Source organism: Marinococcus halotolerans DSM 16375 (assembly GCF_000420725.1).
GTDB classification, from domain to species: domain Bacteria; phylum Bacillota; class Bacilli; order Bacillales; family Marinococcaceae; genus Marinococcus; species Marinococcus halotolerans.
Window position 1 is genome coordinate 57927 of sequence record NZ_ATVM01000003.1, and the last position, 18526, is coordinate 76452.

Consider the following 18526-nt stretch of genomic DNA (forward strand, 5'->3'; position numbering starts at 1 on the left):
TTTATCTCTCCCTTACAGTAGTAATCCAGTTGTCCCGGTGGATGACTTCTGGTTTTGACGTTAATGTAAACGAGGCAGCTTCAGCCGAGGATTTTCCTTTAACGGCGTGCAGCTCCTTGGCACTCATGTTCACCTGCCCCCGTCCGAGCAGCTGGTCTTTCTGGTCATACACATCGACAACATTTCCAGCGGAAAAGTGGCCCTGCACATCGACGATGCCCGCAGGAAGGAGGCTTTTCCCGGAACGGAGCAGTGCTTTTGCCGCTCCTTCATCAACTACTACAGCGCCGGCAGTAACGGAGTGGAGGCCGATCCACTGTTTTTTATTGTTCACTACATCGCCGCCGGGGACCCCTATATACGTGCCATCCCCTTTGCCGCTCAGGACGTCTTCGAGGCGGTGTCCGATGCCGAGCCTGCCGACAAATACCCGGGTGCCGAGGCGGATGGCTGTGCCGGCTGCTTTTAGCTTAGAGCGCATACCGCCGGTGCCAACAGAGGAGCTTGTTTCTCCGGCCTGCTCCATCAGGTCGCTCGTGATGGACGGGATAAAATGATATTTTTTGGCTTCCGGGTCTTCGTTTGGGTTCTTGTCGTAAATACCGTTGATATCTGTTAATATCAGCAGTGTATCTGCATGTACAAGGCCGGCTACAAGGGCCGACAGCATGTCATTATCCCCGAACGTAAGTTCATCGACAGCGATGGAGTCGTTTTCGTTAATAATGGGAAGCACCTGGCGGTGAAGGAGCTCGGTAATAGTGGAATGGGCGTTCTGGTACTGGCTGTGATTGGCGAAATTTTCCCGGGTTAAAAGCAGCTGGCCGCAGGCAATATTCACTCTGCTGAATTCTTCATTATACGCCTGCATCAGCTGGCTCTGTCCGACAGCGGCGGCTGCCTGTTTGCCGGCAGTCGTAACCGGCCGGGACGGATAGCCAAGATCGTAGAAGCCGGCAGCTACTGCTCCGGAGCTGATCAAAATAACTTCATTTCCTGTCTGCCGCAGCCGGATGATTTCATCTGCGTACTGCTTCAGCTTTTCCCTGCTTAAGCTCCCCTGCTGGTTCGTTAAAGAGCTGCTCCCGATTTTCACAACGACCCGTTCTTTTTTCATTGGAACCACCTGTCTTATTCGTTCTGAATGCATATAAAAAACCCCTTCGCCTGTAAAAGGACGAAAGAGTTATCCGCGGTACCACCTTTAGTTGAAAAGACTGCGTCTTTTCCGCTCATGTCCATTAACGCAGGACCGCGTCCTAAAGGAAGCTCACGGACAGGTTCAGGCAAAGCAGATTCCGGCATAGCTTTCAGCTCATGGCTATGCTCTCTGTCGGTGCTTTGTCCTACTATTTCCGTTTCACAGCTTTTATACTATTCAGCTTATTTGTGATTACTATTATGTGAAGTGCCGGGTAGTTTGTCAAGTTTTAATACGTCTGGGAGGAAGATTAGTTGAAAACAATTATACTAACAGGAGCAAGCAGCGGTATTGGCAGAAAAACAGCAGAGATGCTTGTGCAAAACGGAGAGAAAGTAATAGGTATAGGAAGAAACACGAAGAAGCTGGAGGCAGCTGCAGCGGAATGGAAAAACCAGCCCGGGGAATTTGCGGCCTGGACGATGGACGTGAGAGAAACAGGAAATGCAGCAGAAGAAATGAAAAAAATCATTGATATGCACGGAAACCCGGATGTACTCATCAACAATGCCGGTACAGGGAAGTTTAATGAACTGGAGCAGCTGAGTATAGAGGACTGGGAGCAGATGATAGATACAAATGTAAAAGGAAACATCGCCATTACGCAGGCGCTGCTTCCTGAATTAAAACAGAGGGGAGGCCATATCATTTTCATAGGATCAACTGCAGGCATTATCGGTACGCCCAAAGCGACGGTTTACGCCGCGAGCAAGCGTGCTGTGCTTGGGTTCGCCGAAGCGCTGCGCCTGGAAACAGCCGGGACCGGGATTTGGATTTCGGTATTAAATACCGGACCGGTAAAAACGGAGTTTCATGACCGTGCGGATCCGACTGGTAGGTATAAGCGTTCGGTTGAGCAGATAGCCCTGTCACCCGAAAAAGTGGCCGCCGAGCTGGTGAAGCTGCTCGAGCAGCCAAAGCGTACGGTTTTTATGCCGCGTTGGATGAAAGTCCTTAGTACGTTATACCAGCTGTGGCCGGCTGCGGTGGAAAAAATTGGCCGCAGGCAGTTTCACCGCAAATGATTACTGCTGTCGTTCGAGAGCGGCAAACGACTGGCCGCTGATCGATTCAAATACATGAATGCCGCTCATAGTAACGGCCATCGTACTGGCGCCCGGAAAAATGGAATCTCCGCAGAACCAAACATTTTCAAGCGGGGACCGGTGGGACAATGGATGAAAAAACGTGTGTTTTCTCGTCTGCGGGAACCCGCCGACCATGCCGCGGGGCCGTTTAATGTATCGCTCCCAGGCGTGCGGAGCGCCGGGGAGGACCCGCTCCGGCTGCACTGGCAGGCCGGCTTCCTGAATTTTTTCTGTAAGCGCCCTGGTGGCGGCTGACTTTCTGTCTTCATATAACGACAGATCCTCCCAGTATTCGGGCGGTGTGTGTGTGGAAACAGTAAACGTACGCTCACCTTCGGGAGCCCGGGTGCGGTCATCAGGTGCTGATAATGAATAAAACAAATGGCTCGAAATACCGGGAAGCTTCTGGTCCCAGAGCAGCTGGTGAAATAACGCTGCGGGCGGTTCGGACGGCTCGCAGACTCCGTACATGGAAAAAGTACTCCAGATCGGTGTTTCGGATTTTGTATGCCAGCGCCGGGTAAACTGTTTTCGCTCTTTGGGGTGAAACAGCGGGAGTGCGGACTGAACAGGGATGTTTAATACCAGATGGTCGGCGTGTGTCTTTCGGTCCCGGTGGTCAATAGCCGTCCATGTGCCGTTATCGTTTTTTTCTACAGCCTGAATGCGTCGGCGTTTTTGCATAGACGCCCCGTGACGTTCTCCGGCTTTTTTTAATTGTTCGGCCATGCGGTATAATCCGCCGTATACATAGGAAGCGCCCTGATGGTATAAATCGAGGGCGTACAATCCAAGCAGGGCAGGAGCGTGGCGGCTGCTTGTCTGCAGGCTGTCCAGGAGCTGCCCGTCAATATACTGGTGCACCTCGGTGTCCTGAAGACGGAAGTGCCGCAGCACATCTTCGGTAGAGGCAGCAAGCCAGCGGACAGCGCCAAGGATACCGGGCCTGAGCGCCCGCACAGAACGAATGAAATCGGCGGGCTTTTGCATTGGAAGGACCGGAAGATGGTGGATTAATTTACGCATCTCTTCCCCGACCTGGAAAATGTAGCGGTACAGCGAGCGGATACCGGCTGCAGAGGAAGGAAACAACCGGCAGAGAGTATCGATATGTTTTTCCCGCGAAGAGTATAGCGGCAGAGTAAATGAAGGAGCGTGCACCTGCATAATGGTCTCAAGGCTCTCGTGTTTTGGGAGCGGTTCGCCGAGTTGGTTGAAAACCCGGTAATGAATCCCGTCCGGCTGCTGCAGGCCGAGGCCGAGAGTGGCGCCGACAGGGAACAAATACGGCTTGTGCGTAAACTTGCCGGCACATCCGCCCCATTCATTGGAGGCTTCAAATAAAGTGACGTCATAGTGGTGGCGGGCGAGCAGGGCGGCCGTGGTAAGACCGCCGAAGCCTCCGCCGATAACAATTACAGATGGTTGATTCATCTTACTCCTCCTGGACAGCATTGCCCTTTTTTCTTCTGACATGCTAGACTTAACGAAAATCATGCGAAAGGATGTGCTTTCATGCATCAGCCGAGAATTGGCGTAGCTGTTTGGATTAAGTCTGTCAAACAGGCGAGACAGCTGAGAAAGTACGGATTAGTGCATTACGTTTCAAAACAAATGAAATACGCGGTAATATATGTGGACCAGGAAAATGTGGATACGGCTATGAGCCAAATCGGGAATCTCGGTTTTGTGGAAAGGGTGGAACGGTCGGAAAAACCATTTATTCCGCTAGAATACCACAAGGTCGAAAAAGAAAGCCAACCGGAGGATGACAGCATTGGAATATAAATAAAACTCCTTTTATTGTCCAGGGGGAAACGCTGTTTTATAATAAGGGAGGCAGAAAGAAGGGACCTCTCTTATGGTAAGATGGAGAAAAAACTTATATATATTAATGGCAGCCCAATTTTTTGTAATGGCAGCCATGACGATGATCGTTCCATTCCTGCCGCTTTATCTGCAGGAGCTTGGAGTGACAGATCCTGGGCAGATAAGTATCTGGTCAGGCGTTATTTTTGGCGTCAATTTTTTAACGGCTTTTTTATTTGCCCCGCTCTGGGGTAAAATTGCGGATAGACAGGGCCGTAAGCTGATGGTGCTCCGGTCTGGATTTGGAATGGCGATAGTAATGGTACTGATGGGATTTGCCACCGGTCCATGGAGTTTGTTTTTCCTGAGAATGTTAAACGGGACCATCAGCGGCTTTATTCCTGCTTCGATTGCGCTCGTGTCCACGAACACACCGAAGGAGTACGCGGGGCGTGCGCTCGGTATGCTGCAGTCGGGCACCGTGGCAGGAACGATCTGCGGGCCGCTGATTGGCGGTCTTTTAGCAGACGCTTTCGGCTTCCGGGCAATATTTAATATTACCGGACTCGGCATCGCCGTGGCAGCGGTTGCCGTTTTGTTTTTAGTGAAGGAAGATTTCGAGAAGCCGGAGCAGGCGGAGAAAACGAAAACGAGTGATGATTTCAAAAGGATTGCAGGCGTGCAGCCTATGATCCCTCTGTATACCGTTATTTTTCTTGTGCAGTTCGCGCTGATCGGAGTTAATCCGCTCATTTCCGTGTTTGTTGGTGAACTGAGCGGCAGAGAAGAAAATGCTTTTTACGCGGGTCTGGCGGTGGCCTCCCTGGGGGTGGCGAACATGCTTGCTTCGCCTAAGCTTGGGAAACTTAGTGATACAAAAGGGGCGCAGTATGTGCTGTTTGGTTCATTAATCGGTGCGGTGCTCCTTTCCATACCGCAGGCGTTTGTAACAAATCTTTGGCAGCTGATTGTTGCACGTTTTTTTGTTGGCCTGTGTCTTGGCGGCCTTCTGCCGGCGGCTAACACGTTAATCCGCCAGCTGTCCCCCAAGGGAATGGAAAGCAGGGCATACGGATTTTCCAATAGCTTTTTGTTTCTCGGAAACATGCTTGGGCCGGCCGCCGGAGGCCTGATCAGCGCCGCTCTTGGTATGCGCGGTTTGTTTTTAATCAGTGCAGCCATATTGGGGGCTGCTGTATTTGTGATGTATACAAAGGTGATTCCGAAGCTGGCGCAGCGCACAGAATCATAGAGTGAGGCGAAACGTATGAGAGTGATAGCAGGAGAGCTTAAAGGGCGGAGGCTGAAAGCTGTGCCAGGGCAGGGCACACGGCCAACGTCTGATAAAGTGAAAGAGGCATTGTTTCATAAGCTGGGCCCCTTTTTTTCTGAGCAGGAAACGGTTCTTGATTTGTTTGCCGGCACCGGGAATCTCGGAATTGAAGCGCTCAGCAGAGGCTGCAGTTCAGCTGTTTTTGTCGACAAAGCCCAGAGCGCGGTCAGGACCGTCCGGGCCAATATTGACGCTCTTGCACTGGGCGCCCGGGCGGAGGTTTACCGTTCGGAAGCGTCTAAAGCACTGGATCGTCTTGAGGCCCGGGGGCGGCAGTTTGATTTGATTTTTTTTGATCCTCCTTACGCAGAAGAAAAAGCAGGGCAGCTAGTGGAGAAAGTACTGGACTGCTCTATGTTAAAAGAAGATGGAATGCTTGTATGGGAGCATGCCGCAGCAAAATCGGCAGCGTTTGACGAACGTCTGTCTGTATTTGCAGAAAAAAATTACGGTGATACCACACTTACAATATTGCAGCTGACGGGAGGCGCTAAAAATGGCGAGTAAAGCAATTTATCCGGGGAGCTTTGATCCGGTTACTAACGGCCATCTGGATATAATCGAACGGGCGTATAATGTATTTGACCATGTAGTGGTGGCAGTGCTGCATAACCGGAAAAAAGAACCGTTCTTTTCTATTGACCAGCGGGTGAAGTTGATAGAGGAATCAGTCAAGCATATGCCCGGGGTGGAAGTGGATGCTTTTCACGGGCTTTTAGTGGATTATGTAAAAGAAATAGAAGCTGATACAATCGTAAGAGGCCTCCGGGCGGTGTCTGATTTTGAATATGAAATGCAGGCAGCATCAATAAACAGAAAACTCGAACCCGGTGTAGAGACATTTTTTATGATGACAAATCATCAGTATTCTTATCTGAGCTCGAGTATTGTAAAAGAAGTAGCGGAATACGGAGCGGATGTATCCGGGCTTGTGCCTGCGCACGTGGAAGATGCGCTTAGAAAGCAGTTTGAGAAGAAAAATCGGGGGTAAAAGTGCGATTCATTGCAAATCCCCTTCAATCCTTCGTATGATGAATAATAATTGTTTATAAAGGATGAAGATCATGTATCGCACCCGAAGCAGGAAAATGCGGCGGATTATTACTGCAGCTGTCATAGCAGCTGTGGTGCTTATATTAACCCAGGTGCCTCTTCCGTACTATTATATACAGCCGGGATCAGCAGCCAGTTTGTCTTCGGTGGTGGAGGTAGAGCAGGGGACGGAGGAATCCGGCGAAATGTATTTAACGACTGTTTTTCAACAGGGTGCTACGCCGGCACTTGCTTTATGGTCCGTATTTTCTCCGTACCGCGAGCTTTCTCCAAAGAACTCCTACCAATTTGAAGATGAAAGTGAAGAAGAGTTTTTTGAACGCCAGCGCCAGGTAATGAAGAGCTCCCAGGAGTCTGCAGAAATAGCAGCGTATGAAGCGGCCGGTAAAAATGTCAATGTAGAGTACCGCGGAGTAAGAGCTTCGGACTTTATTGACGGCATGGACGCGGCAGAAAAGCTCGAGGAGGGCGATCTGATCCAGGCGGTCAACGGCACAGATATCCAGACGCTTGAAGAATTAAACAGTGAGATTGCAAATATCGAAACCGGCGAAGAAGCTACTATTACCTTCCGGCGGAATAAGGAGCAGATGGAAGCGGAAGTTGCTGTAGAATCATTTCCGGCTTCGACCGGAGAGTCGGAAAACTCCGGTCTTGGAATATTGTATCCCTATACGGAAAGAACTGTTTCTCTTGAGCCGGAGGTGACGATCGACGCTGGGTCTATCGGAGGCCCTTCCGCGGGTTTAATGTTTGCGCTTGAAGTATACAATCAGCTCACAAAAGAAGATCTTACAGATGGAGAGAAAATAGCCGGCACCGGCACCATTGATGAGCAGGGCGGGGTTGGCCCGATTGGCGGAATAGATAAAAAAGTTGTTGCGGCGGATAATGAAAATATAGATGTCTTTTTTGCGCCGGCTTCAGACATGGCTCCGCCGTCCAATTACGAAATTGCGAAGCAAACGGCGGAAAACATCGGCACTGATATGGAAATCGTGCCAGTAGAATCGCTTGATGAAGCTTTGAACTATCTGAAAAACGATCTAAAAGTAGCTGAAAGCAAATCCTAAAAAAGCAGGAGAGGCGGAAGGTCATAATCCTTCCGCCATTCTTTTTGTCTTTCAGCAGGCGGAAGTAAAAGCGCATAAGCATTATCAGCCCGTTCGCCGAGGACCAGCTGCGGCGTTTTTTCACTGCTCATTTTCGTATAAAGAGGCACGGATATATGTTTTTTTGCCCGGTTTAAATAGAGCCGTCCTTTCGCGTTCATGCCGAGAACCCGAATGTGGTCAACGTTTCGGCCGTCAGAGGCTGTAGAGGCTTCGTCTTTTGTCAGGCCAGTTAATATATGCACAGCGGTGCGCTGAAGACGTGTCAAAGTATAACGCTTCGTTTTTACCAGGTGCAGCCACTGTTCAAAAGAGGCTGCTTCTTTCATCAGCCGTTTCATGCGGTTATGGAGGCCTTCGGACATATCATAGTGGGTGGCAAGCTCTGTGTCGGAGGCAGTAACCACCTTTGCCTGCAGGACAGAAAAATAGTCCTCCCAAAACCGCAGGCGCGGAAGCTGGGTAAGAATGCGTCTGGAGGCTTCGGGAATAAACGAACTGATGTCTTCCCCGCGCTGAAGCATCTGCCGCAGACTGGTGGCGCTTGCGATAGACGAATGATGCGGAGAAATGTCGTGATAGGAAGCACCTTTTCGTTTGACGGTGTTGATCCGGAGCGCCGGATAAGCCTGTGCGGCAGCTTTTGTGTAATGAAAGCCAAGAATATTATTTGGCTGGCTTAAGTCCGGCAGGGACCCCGGAGCCTCTAAGTCTCTGTATGCCAGCTCGTTAGCTTTTGCGTAGCTGCATCCTCCCTGAATATGAAAGCGGACACGTTCGTCAAAACGGTCCCGGTGTTTGTTAAGAAAATCAACAAGCTTTATAAACGGAGCAGATTCTCCGTGCTCGCTTCCGAAGTTTAAATCGGTAACGCCGATCTCCCTGCAAATGGAAACCGCCCCGGCCGCAAATATGTCAGCATGCTGACAGGCAAACATATAAGGAAGCTCGATAACAAGATCAGCCCCGTTTAAGATCGCCATTTCCGCCCGTTCCCTTTTAGGAACGAGAGCAGGCTCCCCGCGCTGAAGAAAAGGGCCGCTCATAATACATACGATTACATCGGCCTTACTCTGGAGGGCAGCCTGTTCGAGGTGATACAGGTGACCATTATGAAAAGGATTGTATTCGACAATCACTCCTAGAACGTTCATTAAAAGTCCGCCTTTCAAGTAGGGTATTTCGGGAGATATCGCTTTTCACGTTTCTTTATTCATGATACGATGTTTTTCGAGAGTTCAAAAGGGTTTACTGTAAAGAAAAAATGTTGACAAAGAACGTTACGATGGATATAATTACTCTTGTTGTCTGGAGGTGGATCCGATGAAATGGGGTATCCAGCAGTTACTTTCAAAGAAGCACGAACAGGCGTTTAACATCGAAGGTGACGCAGATGTTTCAGAGATGATTGAGCGCGATAAAGAATTACGCGATATCAGTGCTGTGCATGTGCAGGGTGAAGGGACGATCGTTGAAGAAACCTTTCATGTACACCTGCGGTTAACAGGGACTATGATACTTCCATGTGCCCGCACGCTCGCGGACGTCCATCATCCGTTTGATGTGGAAATGTTTGAAGCATTTCGGCTCGACGGGATGCCGGCGGACGAAGAAAACGTTAATGAACACGAGCCAGAAGATGGTTTTGTCGATCTTCTCCCATATATTAAAGAAAACATTTTCCTTGAAATGCCGCTCAGAGTCTTCGCAAAAGAAGGGGACGGTGAGCCGCTTGCCCCTCAAAGCGGAGACGACTGGCGGGTCATCTCGGAGGATGAATTAATAAAGGAACGGGAGCAGGAAGCTCCTAAAGTTGATCCGAGAATGGCTGATTTATCGAAGTATTTCGATAAAGGCTCCAGCTGATCCAAAATCATTCACTGGTTGAAATAATCTTTATCTTATAAGGAGGTGGGAATCATGGCAGTACCTTTCAGACGTACTTCTAAGACCCGTAAACGTATGCGCAGAGCTCATCAAAAAGTAGCAGTACCAGGTATGGTAGAATGTGAACAATGTGGAGAGCAGAAACTATCTCACCGCGTGTGCAGAAATTGCGGTTCTTACAAAGGCGAAACAGTTGTAGAAAAATAATAAAAAGCAGGGCGCCGGAAGCGGTGCCCTGCTTTTTTATGCAGATACTGGAAAATTAGGATCTTACGATTCAGTATCGGAAAGAGGCGGTTCTGCAGTTAATTCTTCTGCTTTTTGCGGCTGTACGCCTTTTGGATACCATACGTATGGATTTTCGCCGCGGTCTCTGACCGGGTTGTATTCTGCAGGCTCAAAGCCCATTTTCAGCCAGAAATCATCCGAACGCTGGCGTGCGTTTGTTTTTACCGGCAGTTCAAAGCTTTTTGCGTAGTTGACAAGCTCTTCTCCAAAACCACGTCCCCGGTAAGGCTCGAGCACTTCGAGCTTCCAAAGCTCAAGATAATCCTGGGGAGGGTCAAAGAAGCGGTCGTATTTTCCGGTGATGGTATATAAACACATACGTGCGACCAGCCGGTCTCCAAAATAGATGCCGTAAAATGGGGAACGGCTGTCGTTTTCCATAATGTTTTCTTCGAGCTCCTCCTGCATGGAAAGCTCCTGAGCGCCAACTTCTTTGAAGTTTTGAAATTCTTCTAATGTCTTGTAGTTTATGAGTAATGGTACAACTTCTATTCCACTCATGCGATTGGCCTCCTTCACTAATAACTTCCAACTTCATTATACACGAAAACGTTTTAAATCGAAAAGTGAAAAGTCGGTGTCCCAGATCGTCCGATGCTACTAGTCCGGAGAGAAGAGATGTGCTAAAATGCTTGAGACATCTATAATTCATCAAAGCTACTGGTGTTTAATGTGATAGAGTTGAACAAATGCGAGCAAACTGGATGAGGGAAAGTGACAAATATGCTACAGCAGATATATGGATGGTTAATGGAAGCAGCTCTGGCCTTTCCGCCGGCTTTTTGGTACATAGCCTATCTGGTCACGGCAAAATTAACGAAAAGAAAAGCATACGCCTTCCGGGCTGCCTGTGATTCAACTACGTTGTTGTTCATTGCTTCGGTGCACAGATGGTCAAGTGACTTATGGAACGAATCCTACCTGTGGGTTATTTATTTAGTAATTCTGGCAAGCGCCGTAGTGATCTCCATTATCCATTATCTTTCCCGGGAGGAGCTGGAATTTTTCCGGGTGCTAAAGGGCATATGGAGATGCAGCTTCTTTATATTCGCGGCAGGGTACGTCCTGTTAGCCGGATACTGGGTGTATCTGCAGTTTACGGCATAGAACGGAGCAAGGCATAAAGGATGGTAGTTTGATATGAAAGTGCTGTACGATCAACCAATGGAAAACAATCATTTTTTGCATGACTATCAACGGGGAAAACCCAGTGCCAGGCAGCTCTTTCATTACGCTGGGAATACACAGGGGGTACAGGACCGGCTTCGTTATTTAGACGGCCGGTCTTTTGAGCGCCGGCGATTAAAGCAGCTTCTGCAGAAGTATAATAACAGCCTCCATTACGGGGAAAGAGCGGTAGCGGCCCTTGAAAAACTTGAAGGCGAAGAAACGGTCATCGTAGCCGGCGGCCAGCAGGCCGGAATGCTTACTGGCCCGTCTATGGTTATATCCAAGGCTGTATCTGTAATTAAGCTTGCAGAGAAGGAACAAAAGCGGCTGGGGCGTCCTGTGCTTCCTTTGTTTTGGATTGCGGGTGAGGACCATGACTGGGAGGAAGTCAACCATGTCAATTTCCCGGTCGGCGGACATCTTGATAAAACGAGGTTTGAAGGAAACTTTCTTCCGAACGTACCTGTGTCCGAGCAGCCGTTTGACACCGGAGAAGCGGAAGCATTTGTGGAAGAGGCCTTTTCGAAGCTCCGTGAGAGTCCGTTTACAAAGGAATTAAGAAGCGAAGTTCGTTTGCTGGTGCACAGTTCAGAATCCTGGTCCCAGTTTTTCGCAGAGATAATGCGCTGGCTGTTTAAAGAAACGGATCTCATCATGATGGATCCACAGCAGCCGGAATGGAGAGAACTGGGGGCTCCGCTGTTTAAGAGCCTGCTTTCTGTACCGGCAAAAATAAACGAAGCTGTTTATCAGGGGGCAGCTGAAAGGGCAGCAGCTGGGTACGGGAATGTCGGAGGCATCAATTTTGACAGCGGCCATCTGTTTTATCATATTAATCATGTGAGGCATCTGCTTGAATATACAGGCGAAACCTGGCGTAGCCGAAGAACAGGAGAAATGATGGAGACAGAGGAATTACTGGAAGAAGCAGCAGACGCTCCTGAACGCTTCAGTACTGATGTAATCACCCGGCCGCTGATGCAGGAGCAGATGCTTCCGGTTCTTCATTTTGTGGCAGGCCCGGGGGAAATGCAGTACTGGTCTCTTTTGAAGCCGTTGTTTGAAGCATTGAACCTTCGGCTGCCGATTGTGCAAAAGCGCATGGAACTACACTTTGCCACCCGGCAGGTGCAGCAGGCCGCTGAAAAAGAACACATTCCCTTTAGGGACCTGCTGAATTTACCGTTACTCGAACAAAGGCTTCAGGAAGTAAAATACGCTGCCCACGACGTGGACGGAAAAGCCAAAGCGGCCCGGGCGGTGGAGCAAATGAAAGAAGCACATGCCGATCTTGCGAATGAATGGATCCGCCAGTTCCCTTCACAGGAAAGCTTTGCACATGAAAACTGGAGGCGGGTGGAAAAGGAAGTCCGTTATCTTGGAGATCGGCTGGATGCGGAGCAGGAGCGTACAGTGCAGGTTCACCTGCGGCGGCTCGAATTAATTATCGGTCAGCTGTATCCGCGCCGGGAGCCGGCAGAACGGCAGATTAATATTTTATTTATGCTCAACGAATTCGGCGCCTGTCTTCCGTCACAGGTTTCAGCTGGAACAGAGTGGAAAAGCGGCCGGCAGAACATTATATTACTGTAGCATCTTCGTGCTGATTTATACGAGATCCGGCTGGAAACTTCCCGAAATAGCGGGAAGTTTTTTTTGTTAAAAAAATTTTCCGGAAAAAGTGGTACAAAGTGGGGGAATGTGGTAACTTAAATGTATGGAGTGGTGAAAGGTTGGTTCCATATGTTTATGGGAGAATATCAACATAATATGGACGATAAAGGAAGAATTATTATACCATCCCGTTTTCGGGAGAAGTTGGGAGATTCTTTTGTCGTTACCCGTGGTCTGGATGGATGCTTGTTTGTTTATCCATACGACGAATGGGAACGAATTGAAACCAAATTAAAAGCTTTGCCTTTCACAAAAAAAGACGCAAGGGCATTCACCCGTTTTTTCTTTTCAGGAGCATCTGAATGCGAACTTGATAAGCAGGGGCGTTCGATGATTCCAACCACCCTCCGCCAATATGCAGAATTAAAAAAAGAATGTATGATCATCGGGGTAAGCAGCCGAGTAGAAATATGGGATAAACACAAATGGGACGAATATTACGCAGAATCAGAAGAAGTATTTCCGGATATTGCAGAGAACATGGCCGATTTGGATTTTTAAAGCAGCATCAAACACGTTTTTGCCGGAGGAATAGAAGTGCCGCCACAATTTGAGCATGAAACCGTACTAAAGGAAGCAGCAGTTCAGGGACTGAACATTCAACCGCACGGCGTGTATGTTGATTGTACCCTCGGCGGCGGCGGACACAGTGAAGAAATTATGAAACAGCTATCTGCTGAAGGCTTTTTAATCGCCTTTGACCAGGATGAGGAAGCGATTGAGCATGCACAGCAGCGGCTTCGTGCCTACGGTGAAAATTTCAGGATCGTACATAGCAATTTCCAGTTTTTAAAGGAAGAGCTGCTTGGGCTTCAAGCCGGGCAGGTAAACGGAATATTATTCGATCTTGGAGTTTCATCGCCGCAGTTTGATCGTCCGGAAAGAGGATTCAGCTACCGCTACAACGCTCCTCTTGATATGAGAATGGACAGGCACCGGCAGGAGCGCACAGCAGCTCACATCGTCAATGATGCATCGTTTCAGGAAATCTGGCAGATTCTTTCGGAATACGGGGAAGAGCGTTTTTCCAAGCAGATTGCCAGAAAAATCGAAAAAGCGCGCGAAGATCACCGTATTGAAACAACTGAAGAACTAGTGGAAATCATTAAAAGTGCAATACCAGCACCGGCCAGGAGAAAAGGCGGGCATCCGGCGAAGCGGACTTTTCAGGCTTTGCGAATTGCTGTAAATAATGAACTTGATGTGTTCAAAGAAGCGCTCGATGATGCGCTGACTATGTTAGCGCCGGGCGGAAGATTATGTGTAATAACATTTCATTCGTTAGAAGACAGAATTTGTAAAAAGTTGTTTAAGCAGAAAAGTTCTCCACCTCCGCTTCCGAAGGGACTCCCGGTCGTGCCCGATGAAGCAGAACCAGATTTTAACCTGGTCACAAAGAAACCGATCCTGCCATCAGAAGAAGAACTGACGCAAAATCCAAGGGCGGCTTCCGCGAAGCTTCGAATCATCGAAAAACGCGAGGAGGGTAAACAATAATGGAGAATTTGGCACAGCAGATCAAACGCCAGCAGGAAGATAAACAAATAGTACATAAAAAAGTCCAGTACCACGTTCGTGGCGGGATTACAAAGGGCGAAAAACTGATTATGACGGCAGTCATTATCGGAATTTTAATCGCATCCTTTTTCATCGTTTCAAATTTTGCTACGATACACGCCCAGGACCAACAGATTGACCAGACCGCAACGCAGATTCAGGAGCAGCAGCAGGTAAATCAGAATCTTGAGCTGCAGGTGGCTGAACTTAGTTCACCGGAGCGTATCATGGACTACGCCAAAAACGAATTGGGCATGGAAATGAAGGATGAAAATATTCAAGTCGTGAACGGAACAGAACAGAACTAATGCAGAAGGGAGGGGAATCCGTGGAAACGCGGTAGTACTGCTCCCTTCTTGCAAGTTAACCTACGCCCCGTTACATGTAAAAACTCAGGTGGTGAACGTTCTCAGCATGAAGAAATTGAAAAATACGAAAGTGCGGGCGCTATTATTGGTTATTGCTGTAGCTGTTTTCTTTATCATTTTCACCGGCCGTATGGTGTATATTCAGGTGGGAAAAACAGTAGAGGGCAATGACCTTGCAAGTATGGCAGACTCGAGATATACCACGACCGAAACTGTCGAGGCAAAACGGGGGACTATTTACGACAAGCAGGGAGAACCGCTGGCAGAACAGGTGCCTTCTTATTCTGTCTACGCCGTCCTTGACGAATCCTACGATGACCATGTGAAAAACCCGGCCAGGGTAGCTAGGGAGCTTGGGCCGCTGATTGGCATGGAACCAGCACAGCTCGAAGATATGCTCGAACGCGACCAGTACCAGGTGGAGCTTGGTTCCGGAAGTAAGTATTTAACGCTGTCTGAAAGAGAAGAAATTGAACAGCTTGATCTTGCAGGCATCCATTTTCGTGAGGAGCCGACGCGCTACTATCCGAACCAGACGTTCGCAAGCCATGTGCTTGGCTACACGAACCGGGACATGTCAGAAGCCCAGATGGGGCTCGAAGCCGGATTGAATGAAGAATTAACCGGCGAAGATGGCACAAAAACAGAGTCTGAAGAAAACGCTCTTCTTGATGAAGAAGAAACCACTACAAATACTGCCAAAGACGGGGAAGACGTTTATCTGACCCTGGACGGCAATATTCAGAGCGTGCTCGAACAGTCGATGTCCGAGGTGGAGGAAAACTACAGCCCGAACAAAATGATGGGCATCGTGGCTGATGCAGACAGCGGGGAAATTCTCGGAATGAGCAACCGGCCGAGCTTTAATCCAAATGAATATGAAGAAATCGAAAACTATACGAATTATGCGGTTTCCGACCAGTACGAACCCGGGTCGACGATTAAAATGTTTACTCTGGCGGCTGCGATCGACAAGGGAGTCTATGAAGGTAAAGATACTTATGAGTCCGGCACGTATGAAGTCTCCGGGGAAACGATCCGGGACCATAACAACGGAGAAGGCTGGGGAGAAATCACGTACAATGAAGGCCTGCGACGTTCCTCAAACGTGGCATTTATGAGAATAGCGCTGGAAATTCTTCCGGAAGGCGCCTTGTTTGATTACCTGAAGAAATTCGGATTCGGGGAGGAAACCGGTATTGATCTGCCGAATGAGGCGGACGGGGCGTTAGCGGAAGAAACGCCGTTAAACGTTGGTATAACCGCCTTTGGCCAGGCTTCTACGGTAACCCCTATTCAAATGATTCAGGGTGCCACAGCGATTGCCAATGACGGGGAAATGATGCAGCCTTACGTAATCGACCGTATTGAAAATCCGAATAATAATGAAACGACGTACCAGTCTGAGCCGAAAACGGCCGGCACGCCGATCAGTGAGAAAGCGGCACGCCAGACAAGAGAAAAGCTGCAAACCGTTATTGAAGGAGAAAACGGCACAGGTGCCCCGTATCAGATTGACGGTGTGGAAGTTGCAGGTAAAACAGGAACAGCCCAGATCTCTGACCCTGAGGGGGGAGGCTATCTGAGCGGAGAAAACCAGAACATCTTTTCTTTCATCGGCATGGCACCGGTGGACGACCCGGAAATTATTGTCTACGTGGTCGTGGACCGGCCGGAGCTTGAGCCGACAGAAACAGGATCTGATGCGGTGAGCGCTATTTTTAACCCGGTGATGCAGCAGAGCCTTTCATACATGAATCTCACCCCCTCGGATGTTGAGGATACAAAAGCCTATGAAGAGTCAGGTATTGAATTTGAAGACTATACCGGGAAATCAGTGAATAAAGCTGAAAACGCTGCTGAAAATGCGGGGCTGGAGCCAGTAGTGATTGGCAGCGGCAATCAGGTGGAAAGCCAGATTCCTACGAATACGGAACGGCTGATAGTCGGGGAAAAAGTAATCTTCCTTACAAACGGACAAAAAAGTATTCCTGATGTCAGCGGATGGTCACTCCGGGAAATCCAGCGTCTCGAAAAGCTGCTTGAAATCGATATAGACACCAGCGGCTCCGGCTATGTCAGCTCCCAGTCGGTTGAGCCCGGCACAGCAGTAAGTGCTGCCGGAAACATGGAAGTCGAGCTGGTGCCGCCGGATGAACTGCAGGACGCTCAGACAGACCAGGAGGAAACGGAAGAAAACAATCAGGAAAATGAAAACGGGGAACAACAGCCACAAGAGGCTGAAACAGAGGGTTCTGAAACCCAGGAAAGTGATACAGAAGAAAGTACCGGTGAACAGCAGCCAGAAGAAAGTGAAGCACCGGTGGAAAATCAATGACGATTGTCCCATGACATGTTTTGTCGTTCACATTAGAATGAGTGAGGTGTACGCAGAGAATGAAATCAGTTCTCTGCGTGCAATTCATTAAAAGACAGCCGGGAAGGACGAAGCACATTTTTCTATAATTAGTGGTAAACACTTGCTCCGGATAGAAAAGAGGCACGGAAATGAAATATATAACAGACATTATTCCAAGTATAATGGTGCGGCTTGAGCGCGAAGATAAAGAAATAGAAAGCTTACATATGGATTCCAGGGGAGTGACCCCAAATGGTCTGTTTTTTTGTATTGAAGGGACCAAAGTAGACGGCCATGATTTTGCCGCCGACGCAGTAAGTAACGGGGCGGCAGCTGTGATAGCCGAACGGCATGTAGACGTCGAAGCTCCTGTGTGGATCGTTAAGGATACACAGAAGGTAATGGCCTACGCAGCGGATCATTTTTACGACCATCCTACAAAGGATGTTCGCATAATCGGTATAACCGGGACAAATGGTAAGACCACCACGAGCCATTTAGTCGAATCTATCCTGAGCGAAGAGCAGACAAAGACAGGCCTGATCGGCACTATGTATGCAAAAATCGGAAATGAATCCGTGAAGACAAACAACACCACGCCTGAATCCCTGGAGCTGCAGCAGCTGTTTGCGGACATGCGGGACAAGGAAGTGGAAAGCTGTGTGATGGAGGTTTCGTCCCATGCGCTGCAGATGGGGCGTGTACGGGGAGTCCAGTTCCGTACAGCGGTTTTTACGAACCTTTCACAGGATCACCTGGACTATCACGGATCGATGGAAAGCTACAGGAACGCTAAAAGCCTCCTGTTTTCCCAGCTGGGTAACAGCTTTGCAGGAGAGCTTGGCACTGCGGTGTTAAATGGTGATGACGAAGCCTCCGACTACTTTCAGGCAGTAACTACAGTCCCGGTGCTCACATATGGGATCAGTGACCAAAATGATATCTACGCTGAAAACATAAAAACCAATGGCGGCAAAACATCGTTTACGCTGAACACCCCGTGGGGGAGCACGGAAGTGGAGTATCCGCTGCTTGGAAGATTCAATGTATACAATGCGCTTGCAGCCATTACTGCATGCATTGCAGAAAATGTTTCTGTTACAAGCATCGTTGACGGCCTGAAGCACGCCCCTGTTGTAAGCGGCAGATTTGAAGCTGTAGAAGCAGGACAGAAAAGCACTATTGTCGTTGATTACGCTCATACTCCGGGCGGATTGGAAAATGTAGCCCAAACAGCCTTTGATATGACTGAAGGACGTCTTTATACCGTAGTAGGGTGCGGGGGGGACAGAGACAAAGAAAAAAGGCCAAAAATGGCAGCAGCCGCAGAAAAATTCAGCGATCTTGTAATTCTCACCTCCGACAATCCGCGCTCGGAAGACCCGCTCAAAATATTAGAGCAGATGGAAGCCGGGTTTACTGGTACAAAATATGAAGTTATTGAGGACCGCCGGCAGGCGATCGAACGTGCCGTATTCCTTGCAGGGGCCGGAGACACAGTGCTTATTGCAGGAAAAGGCCACGAAGTTTACCAGGTGGTTGGGGATCAGACGTTGGAATTTGATGACCGTGAAGTGGCAAAAGAGGCGGTCAGAAAAAAAAATAATGAACAGGCTTAGTGTGTCAT

General features: G+C 48.9%; 19 protein-coding genes and 1 other annotated feature. Of the genes, 15 read left to right on the top strand and 4 right to left on the bottom strand.

The window, feature by feature from the left end; genetic code table 11:
* Nucleotide 1 precedes the first annotated feature (1 nt).
* Nucleotides 2-1117, bottom strand: coding sequence for a glutamate 5-kinase (proB, locus tag G548_RS0103060; RefSeq protein WP_022792674.1), 1116 nt, complete (start codon nt 1115-1117; stop codon nt 2-4).
* Nucleotides 1118-1170: 53 nt separating this feature from the next.
* Nucleotides 1171-1373 (bottom strand) — a binding site (T-box leader).
* Between the two features lie 82 nt (nt 1374-1455).
* On the opposite strand from proB, the gene G548_RS0103070 reads away from it, so the two are divergent.
* A complete protein-coding gene (locus tag G548_RS0103070; RefSeq protein WP_022792676.1) occupies nt 1456-2226 on the top strand; it encodes an SDR family NAD(P)-dependent oxidoreductase in 771 nt (256 codons plus the stop codon).
* Here G548_RS0103070 and G548_RS17200 read toward each other — a convergent pair whose 3' ends face one another.
* Nucleotides 2227-3723, bottom strand: coding sequence for a phytoene desaturase family protein (locus tag G548_RS17200; RefSeq protein WP_022792677.1), 1497 nt, complete (start codon nt 3721-3723; stop codon nt 2227-2229).
* 81 nt (nt 3724-3804) lie between these two features.
* Between G548_RS17200 and G548_RS0103080 the strand changes: the two genes are divergently transcribed.
* The 5 genes from G548_RS0103080 to G548_RS0103100 all read left to right on the top strand — a co-directional run bounded on the left by G548_RS0103080 (nt 3805) and on the right by G548_RS0103100 (nt 7557).
* On the top strand, nt 3805-4077 hold the full coding sequence (locus G548_RS0103080) for a YlbG family protein (RefSeq protein WP_022792678.1): 273 nt from the start codon (nt 3805-3807) through the stop codon (nt 4075-4077).
* 73 nt (nt 4078-4150) lie between these two features.
* On the top strand, nt 4151-5350 hold the full coding sequence (locus tag G548_RS0103085) for an MFS transporter (protein ID WP_022792679.1): 1200 nt from the start codon (nt 4151-4153) through the stop codon (nt 5348-5350).
* A gap of 15 nt (nt 5351-5365) precedes the next feature.
* Nucleotides 5366-5938, top strand: coding sequence for a 16S rRNA (guanine(966)-N(2))-methyltransferase RsmD (rsmD, locus tag G548_RS17205; protein ID WP_022792680.1), 573 nt, complete (start codon nt 5366-5368; stop codon nt 5936-5938).
* A complete protein-coding gene (gene coaD, locus G548_RS0103095; protein WP_022792681.1) occupies nt 5928-6422 on the top strand; it encodes a pantetheine-phosphate adenylyltransferase in 495 nt (164 codons plus the stop codon). The genes rsmD and coaD overlap by 11 nt, the downstream gene beginning before the upstream one ends.
* A 73-nt stretch (nt 6423-6495) precedes the next feature.
* Nucleotides 6496-7557, top strand: a complete 1062-nt coding sequence (locus G548_RS0103100; protein WP_022792682.1) for a SepM family pheromone-processing serine protease — start codon at nt 6496-6498, stop codon at nt 7555-7557.
* Here the strand turns inward: G548_RS0103100 and G548_RS0103105 are convergent.
* Nucleotides 7554-8750 (bottom strand): nucleotidyltransferase, encoded by a 1197-nt coding sequence (locus tag G548_RS0103105; protein ID WP_022792683.1) that lies wholly within the window; start codon nt 8748-8750, stop codon nt 7554-7556. The two genes, G548_RS0103100 and G548_RS0103105, sit on opposite strands and share 4 nt — an antisense overlap.
* Nucleotides 8751-8919: 169 nt before the next feature.
* Between G548_RS0103105 and G548_RS0103110 the strand changes: the two genes are divergently transcribed.
* Both G548_RS0103110 and rpmF read left to right on the top strand, forming a co-directional pair.
* Entirely contained in the window at nt 8920-9462 is a 543-nt protein-coding gene (locus G548_RS0103110; RefSeq protein WP_022792684.1) for a YceD family protein, read from the top strand.
* Between the two features lie 54 nt (nt 9463-9516).
* The gene (rpmF, locus tag G548_RS18960; RefSeq protein ID WP_079476087.1) at nt 9517-9690 is read left to right on the top strand and encodes a 50S ribosomal protein L32; all 174 of its coding nucleotides are present in this window, start codon (nt 9517-9519) and stop codon (nt 9688-9690) included.
* Between the two features lie 63 nt (nt 9691-9753).
* Here the strand turns inward: rpmF and G548_RS0103115 are convergent, their stop codons facing one another.
* Nucleotides 9754-10272 (bottom strand): N-acetyltransferase, encoded by a 519-nt coding sequence (locus G548_RS0103115; RefSeq protein ID WP_022792685.1) that lies wholly within the window; start codon nt 10270-10272, stop codon nt 9754-9756.
* A gap of 222 nt (nt 10273-10494) precedes the next feature.
* Between G548_RS0103115 and G548_RS0103120 the strand changes: the two genes are divergently transcribed.
* The 7 genes from G548_RS0103120 to G548_RS0103150 all read left to right on the top strand — a co-directional run bounded on the left by G548_RS0103120 (nt 10495) and on the right by G548_RS0103150 (nt 18518).
* Entirely contained in the window at nt 10495-10878 is a 384-nt protein-coding gene (locus tag G548_RS0103120; RefSeq protein WP_245558581.1) for a DUF3397 domain-containing protein, read from the top strand.
* Nucleotides 10879-10911: 33 nt separating this feature from the next.
* A complete protein-coding gene (gene bshC / locus G548_RS0103125; RefSeq protein WP_022792687.1) occupies nt 10912-12534 on the top strand; it encodes a bacillithiol biosynthesis cysteine-adding enzyme BshC in 1623 nt (540 codons plus the stop codon).
* Between the two features lie 150 nt (nt 12535-12684).
* Entirely contained in the window at nt 12685-13116 is a 432-nt protein-coding gene (gene mraZ, locus G548_RS0103130; RefSeq protein ID WP_022792688.1) for a division/cell wall cluster transcriptional repressor MraZ, read from the top strand.
* 36 nt (nt 13117-13152) lie between these two features.
* Nucleotides 13153-14112, top strand: a complete 960-nt coding sequence (gene rsmH, locus G548_RS0103135; protein WP_022792689.1) for a 16S rRNA (cytosine(1402)-N(4))-methyltransferase RsmH — start codon at nt 13153-13155, stop codon at nt 14110-14112.
* Nucleotides 14112-14480: a cell division protein FtsL gene (gene ftsL, locus G548_RS0103140; protein ID WP_022792690.1), complete on the top strand. Its 369-nt coding sequence runs from the start codon at nt 14112-14114 to the stop codon at nt 14478-14480. The genes rsmH and ftsL overlap by 1 nt, the downstream gene beginning before the upstream one ends.
* 106 nt (nt 14481-14586) lie before the next feature.
* Nucleotides 14587-16878, top strand: coding sequence for a penicillin-binding protein (locus G548_RS17210; protein ID WP_051143831.1), 2292 nt, complete (start codon nt 14587-14589; stop codon nt 16876-16878).
* Between the two features lie 170 nt (nt 16879-17048).
* Nucleotides 17049-18518: a UDP-N-acetylmuramoyl-L-alanyl-D-glutamate--2,6-diaminopimelate ligase gene (locus G548_RS0103150; protein WP_022792692.1), complete on the top strand. Its 1470-nt coding sequence runs from the start codon at nt 17049-17051 to the stop codon at nt 18516-18518.
* Nucleotides 18519-18526: the final 8 nt, after the last annotated feature.

Coding starts and splice junctions, on each gene's coding strand:
- proB (WP_022792674.1), bottom strand. CDS start 1,117: ATGAAAAAAGAACGGGTCGTTGTGAAAATCGGGAGCAGCTCTTTAACG.
- G548_RS17200 (WP_022792677.1), bottom strand. CDS start 3,723: ATGAATCAACCATCTGTAATTGTTATCGGCGGAGGCTTCGGCGGTCTT.
- G548_RS0103080 (WP_022792678.1), top strand. CDS start 3,805: ATGCATCAGCCGAGAATTGGCGTAGCTGTTTGGATTAAGTCTGTCAAA.
- G548_RS0103085 (WP_022792679.1), top strand. CDS start 4,151: ATGGTAAGATGGAGAAAAAACTTATATATATTAATGGCAGCCCAATTT.
- rsmD (WP_022792680.1), top strand. CDS start 5,366: ATGAGAGTGATAGCAGGAGAGCTTAAAGGGCGGAGGCTGAAAGCTGTG.
- coaD (WP_022792681.1), top strand. CDS start 5,928: ATGGCGAGTAAAGCAATTTATCCGGGGAGCTTTGATCCGGTTACTAAC.
- G548_RS0103100 (WP_022792682.1), top strand. CDS start 6,496: ATGTATCGCACCCGAAGCAGGAAAATGCGGCGGATTATTACTGCAGCT.
- G548_RS0103105 (WP_022792683.1), bottom strand. CDS start 8,750: ATGAACGTTCTAGGAGTGATTGTCGAATACAATCCTTTTCATAATGGT.
- G548_RS0103110 (WP_022792684.1), top strand. CDS start 8,920: ATGAAATGGGGTATCCAGCAGTTACTTTCAAAGAAGCACGAACAGGCG.
- rpmF (WP_079476087.1), top strand. CDS start 9,517: ATGGCAGTACCTTTCAGACGTACTTCTAAGACCCGTAAACGTATGCGC.
- G548_RS0103115 (WP_022792685.1), bottom strand. CDS start 10,272: ATGAGTGGAATAGAAGTTGTACCATTACTCATAAACTACAAGACATTA.
- G548_RS0103120 (WP_245558581.1), top strand. CDS start 10,495: ATGCTACAGCAGATATATGGATGGTTAATGGAAGCAGCTCTGGCCTTT.
- bshC (WP_022792687.1), top strand. CDS start 10,912: ATGAAAGTGCTGTACGATCAACCAATGGAAAACAATCATTTTTTGCAT.
- mraZ (WP_022792688.1), top strand. CDS start 12,685: ATGTTTATGGGAGAATATCAACATAATATGGACGATAAAGGAAGAATT.
- ftsL (WP_022792690.1), top strand. CDS start 14,112: ATGGAGAATTTGGCACAGCAGATCAAACGCCAGCAGGAAGATAAACAA.
- G548_RS17210 (WP_051143831.1), top strand. CDS start 14,587: ATGAAGAAATTGAAAAATACGAAAGTGCGGGCGCTATTATTGGTTATT.
- G548_RS0103150 (WP_022792692.1), top strand. CDS start 17,049: ATGAAATATATAACAGACATTATTCCAAGTATAATGGTGCGGCTTGAG.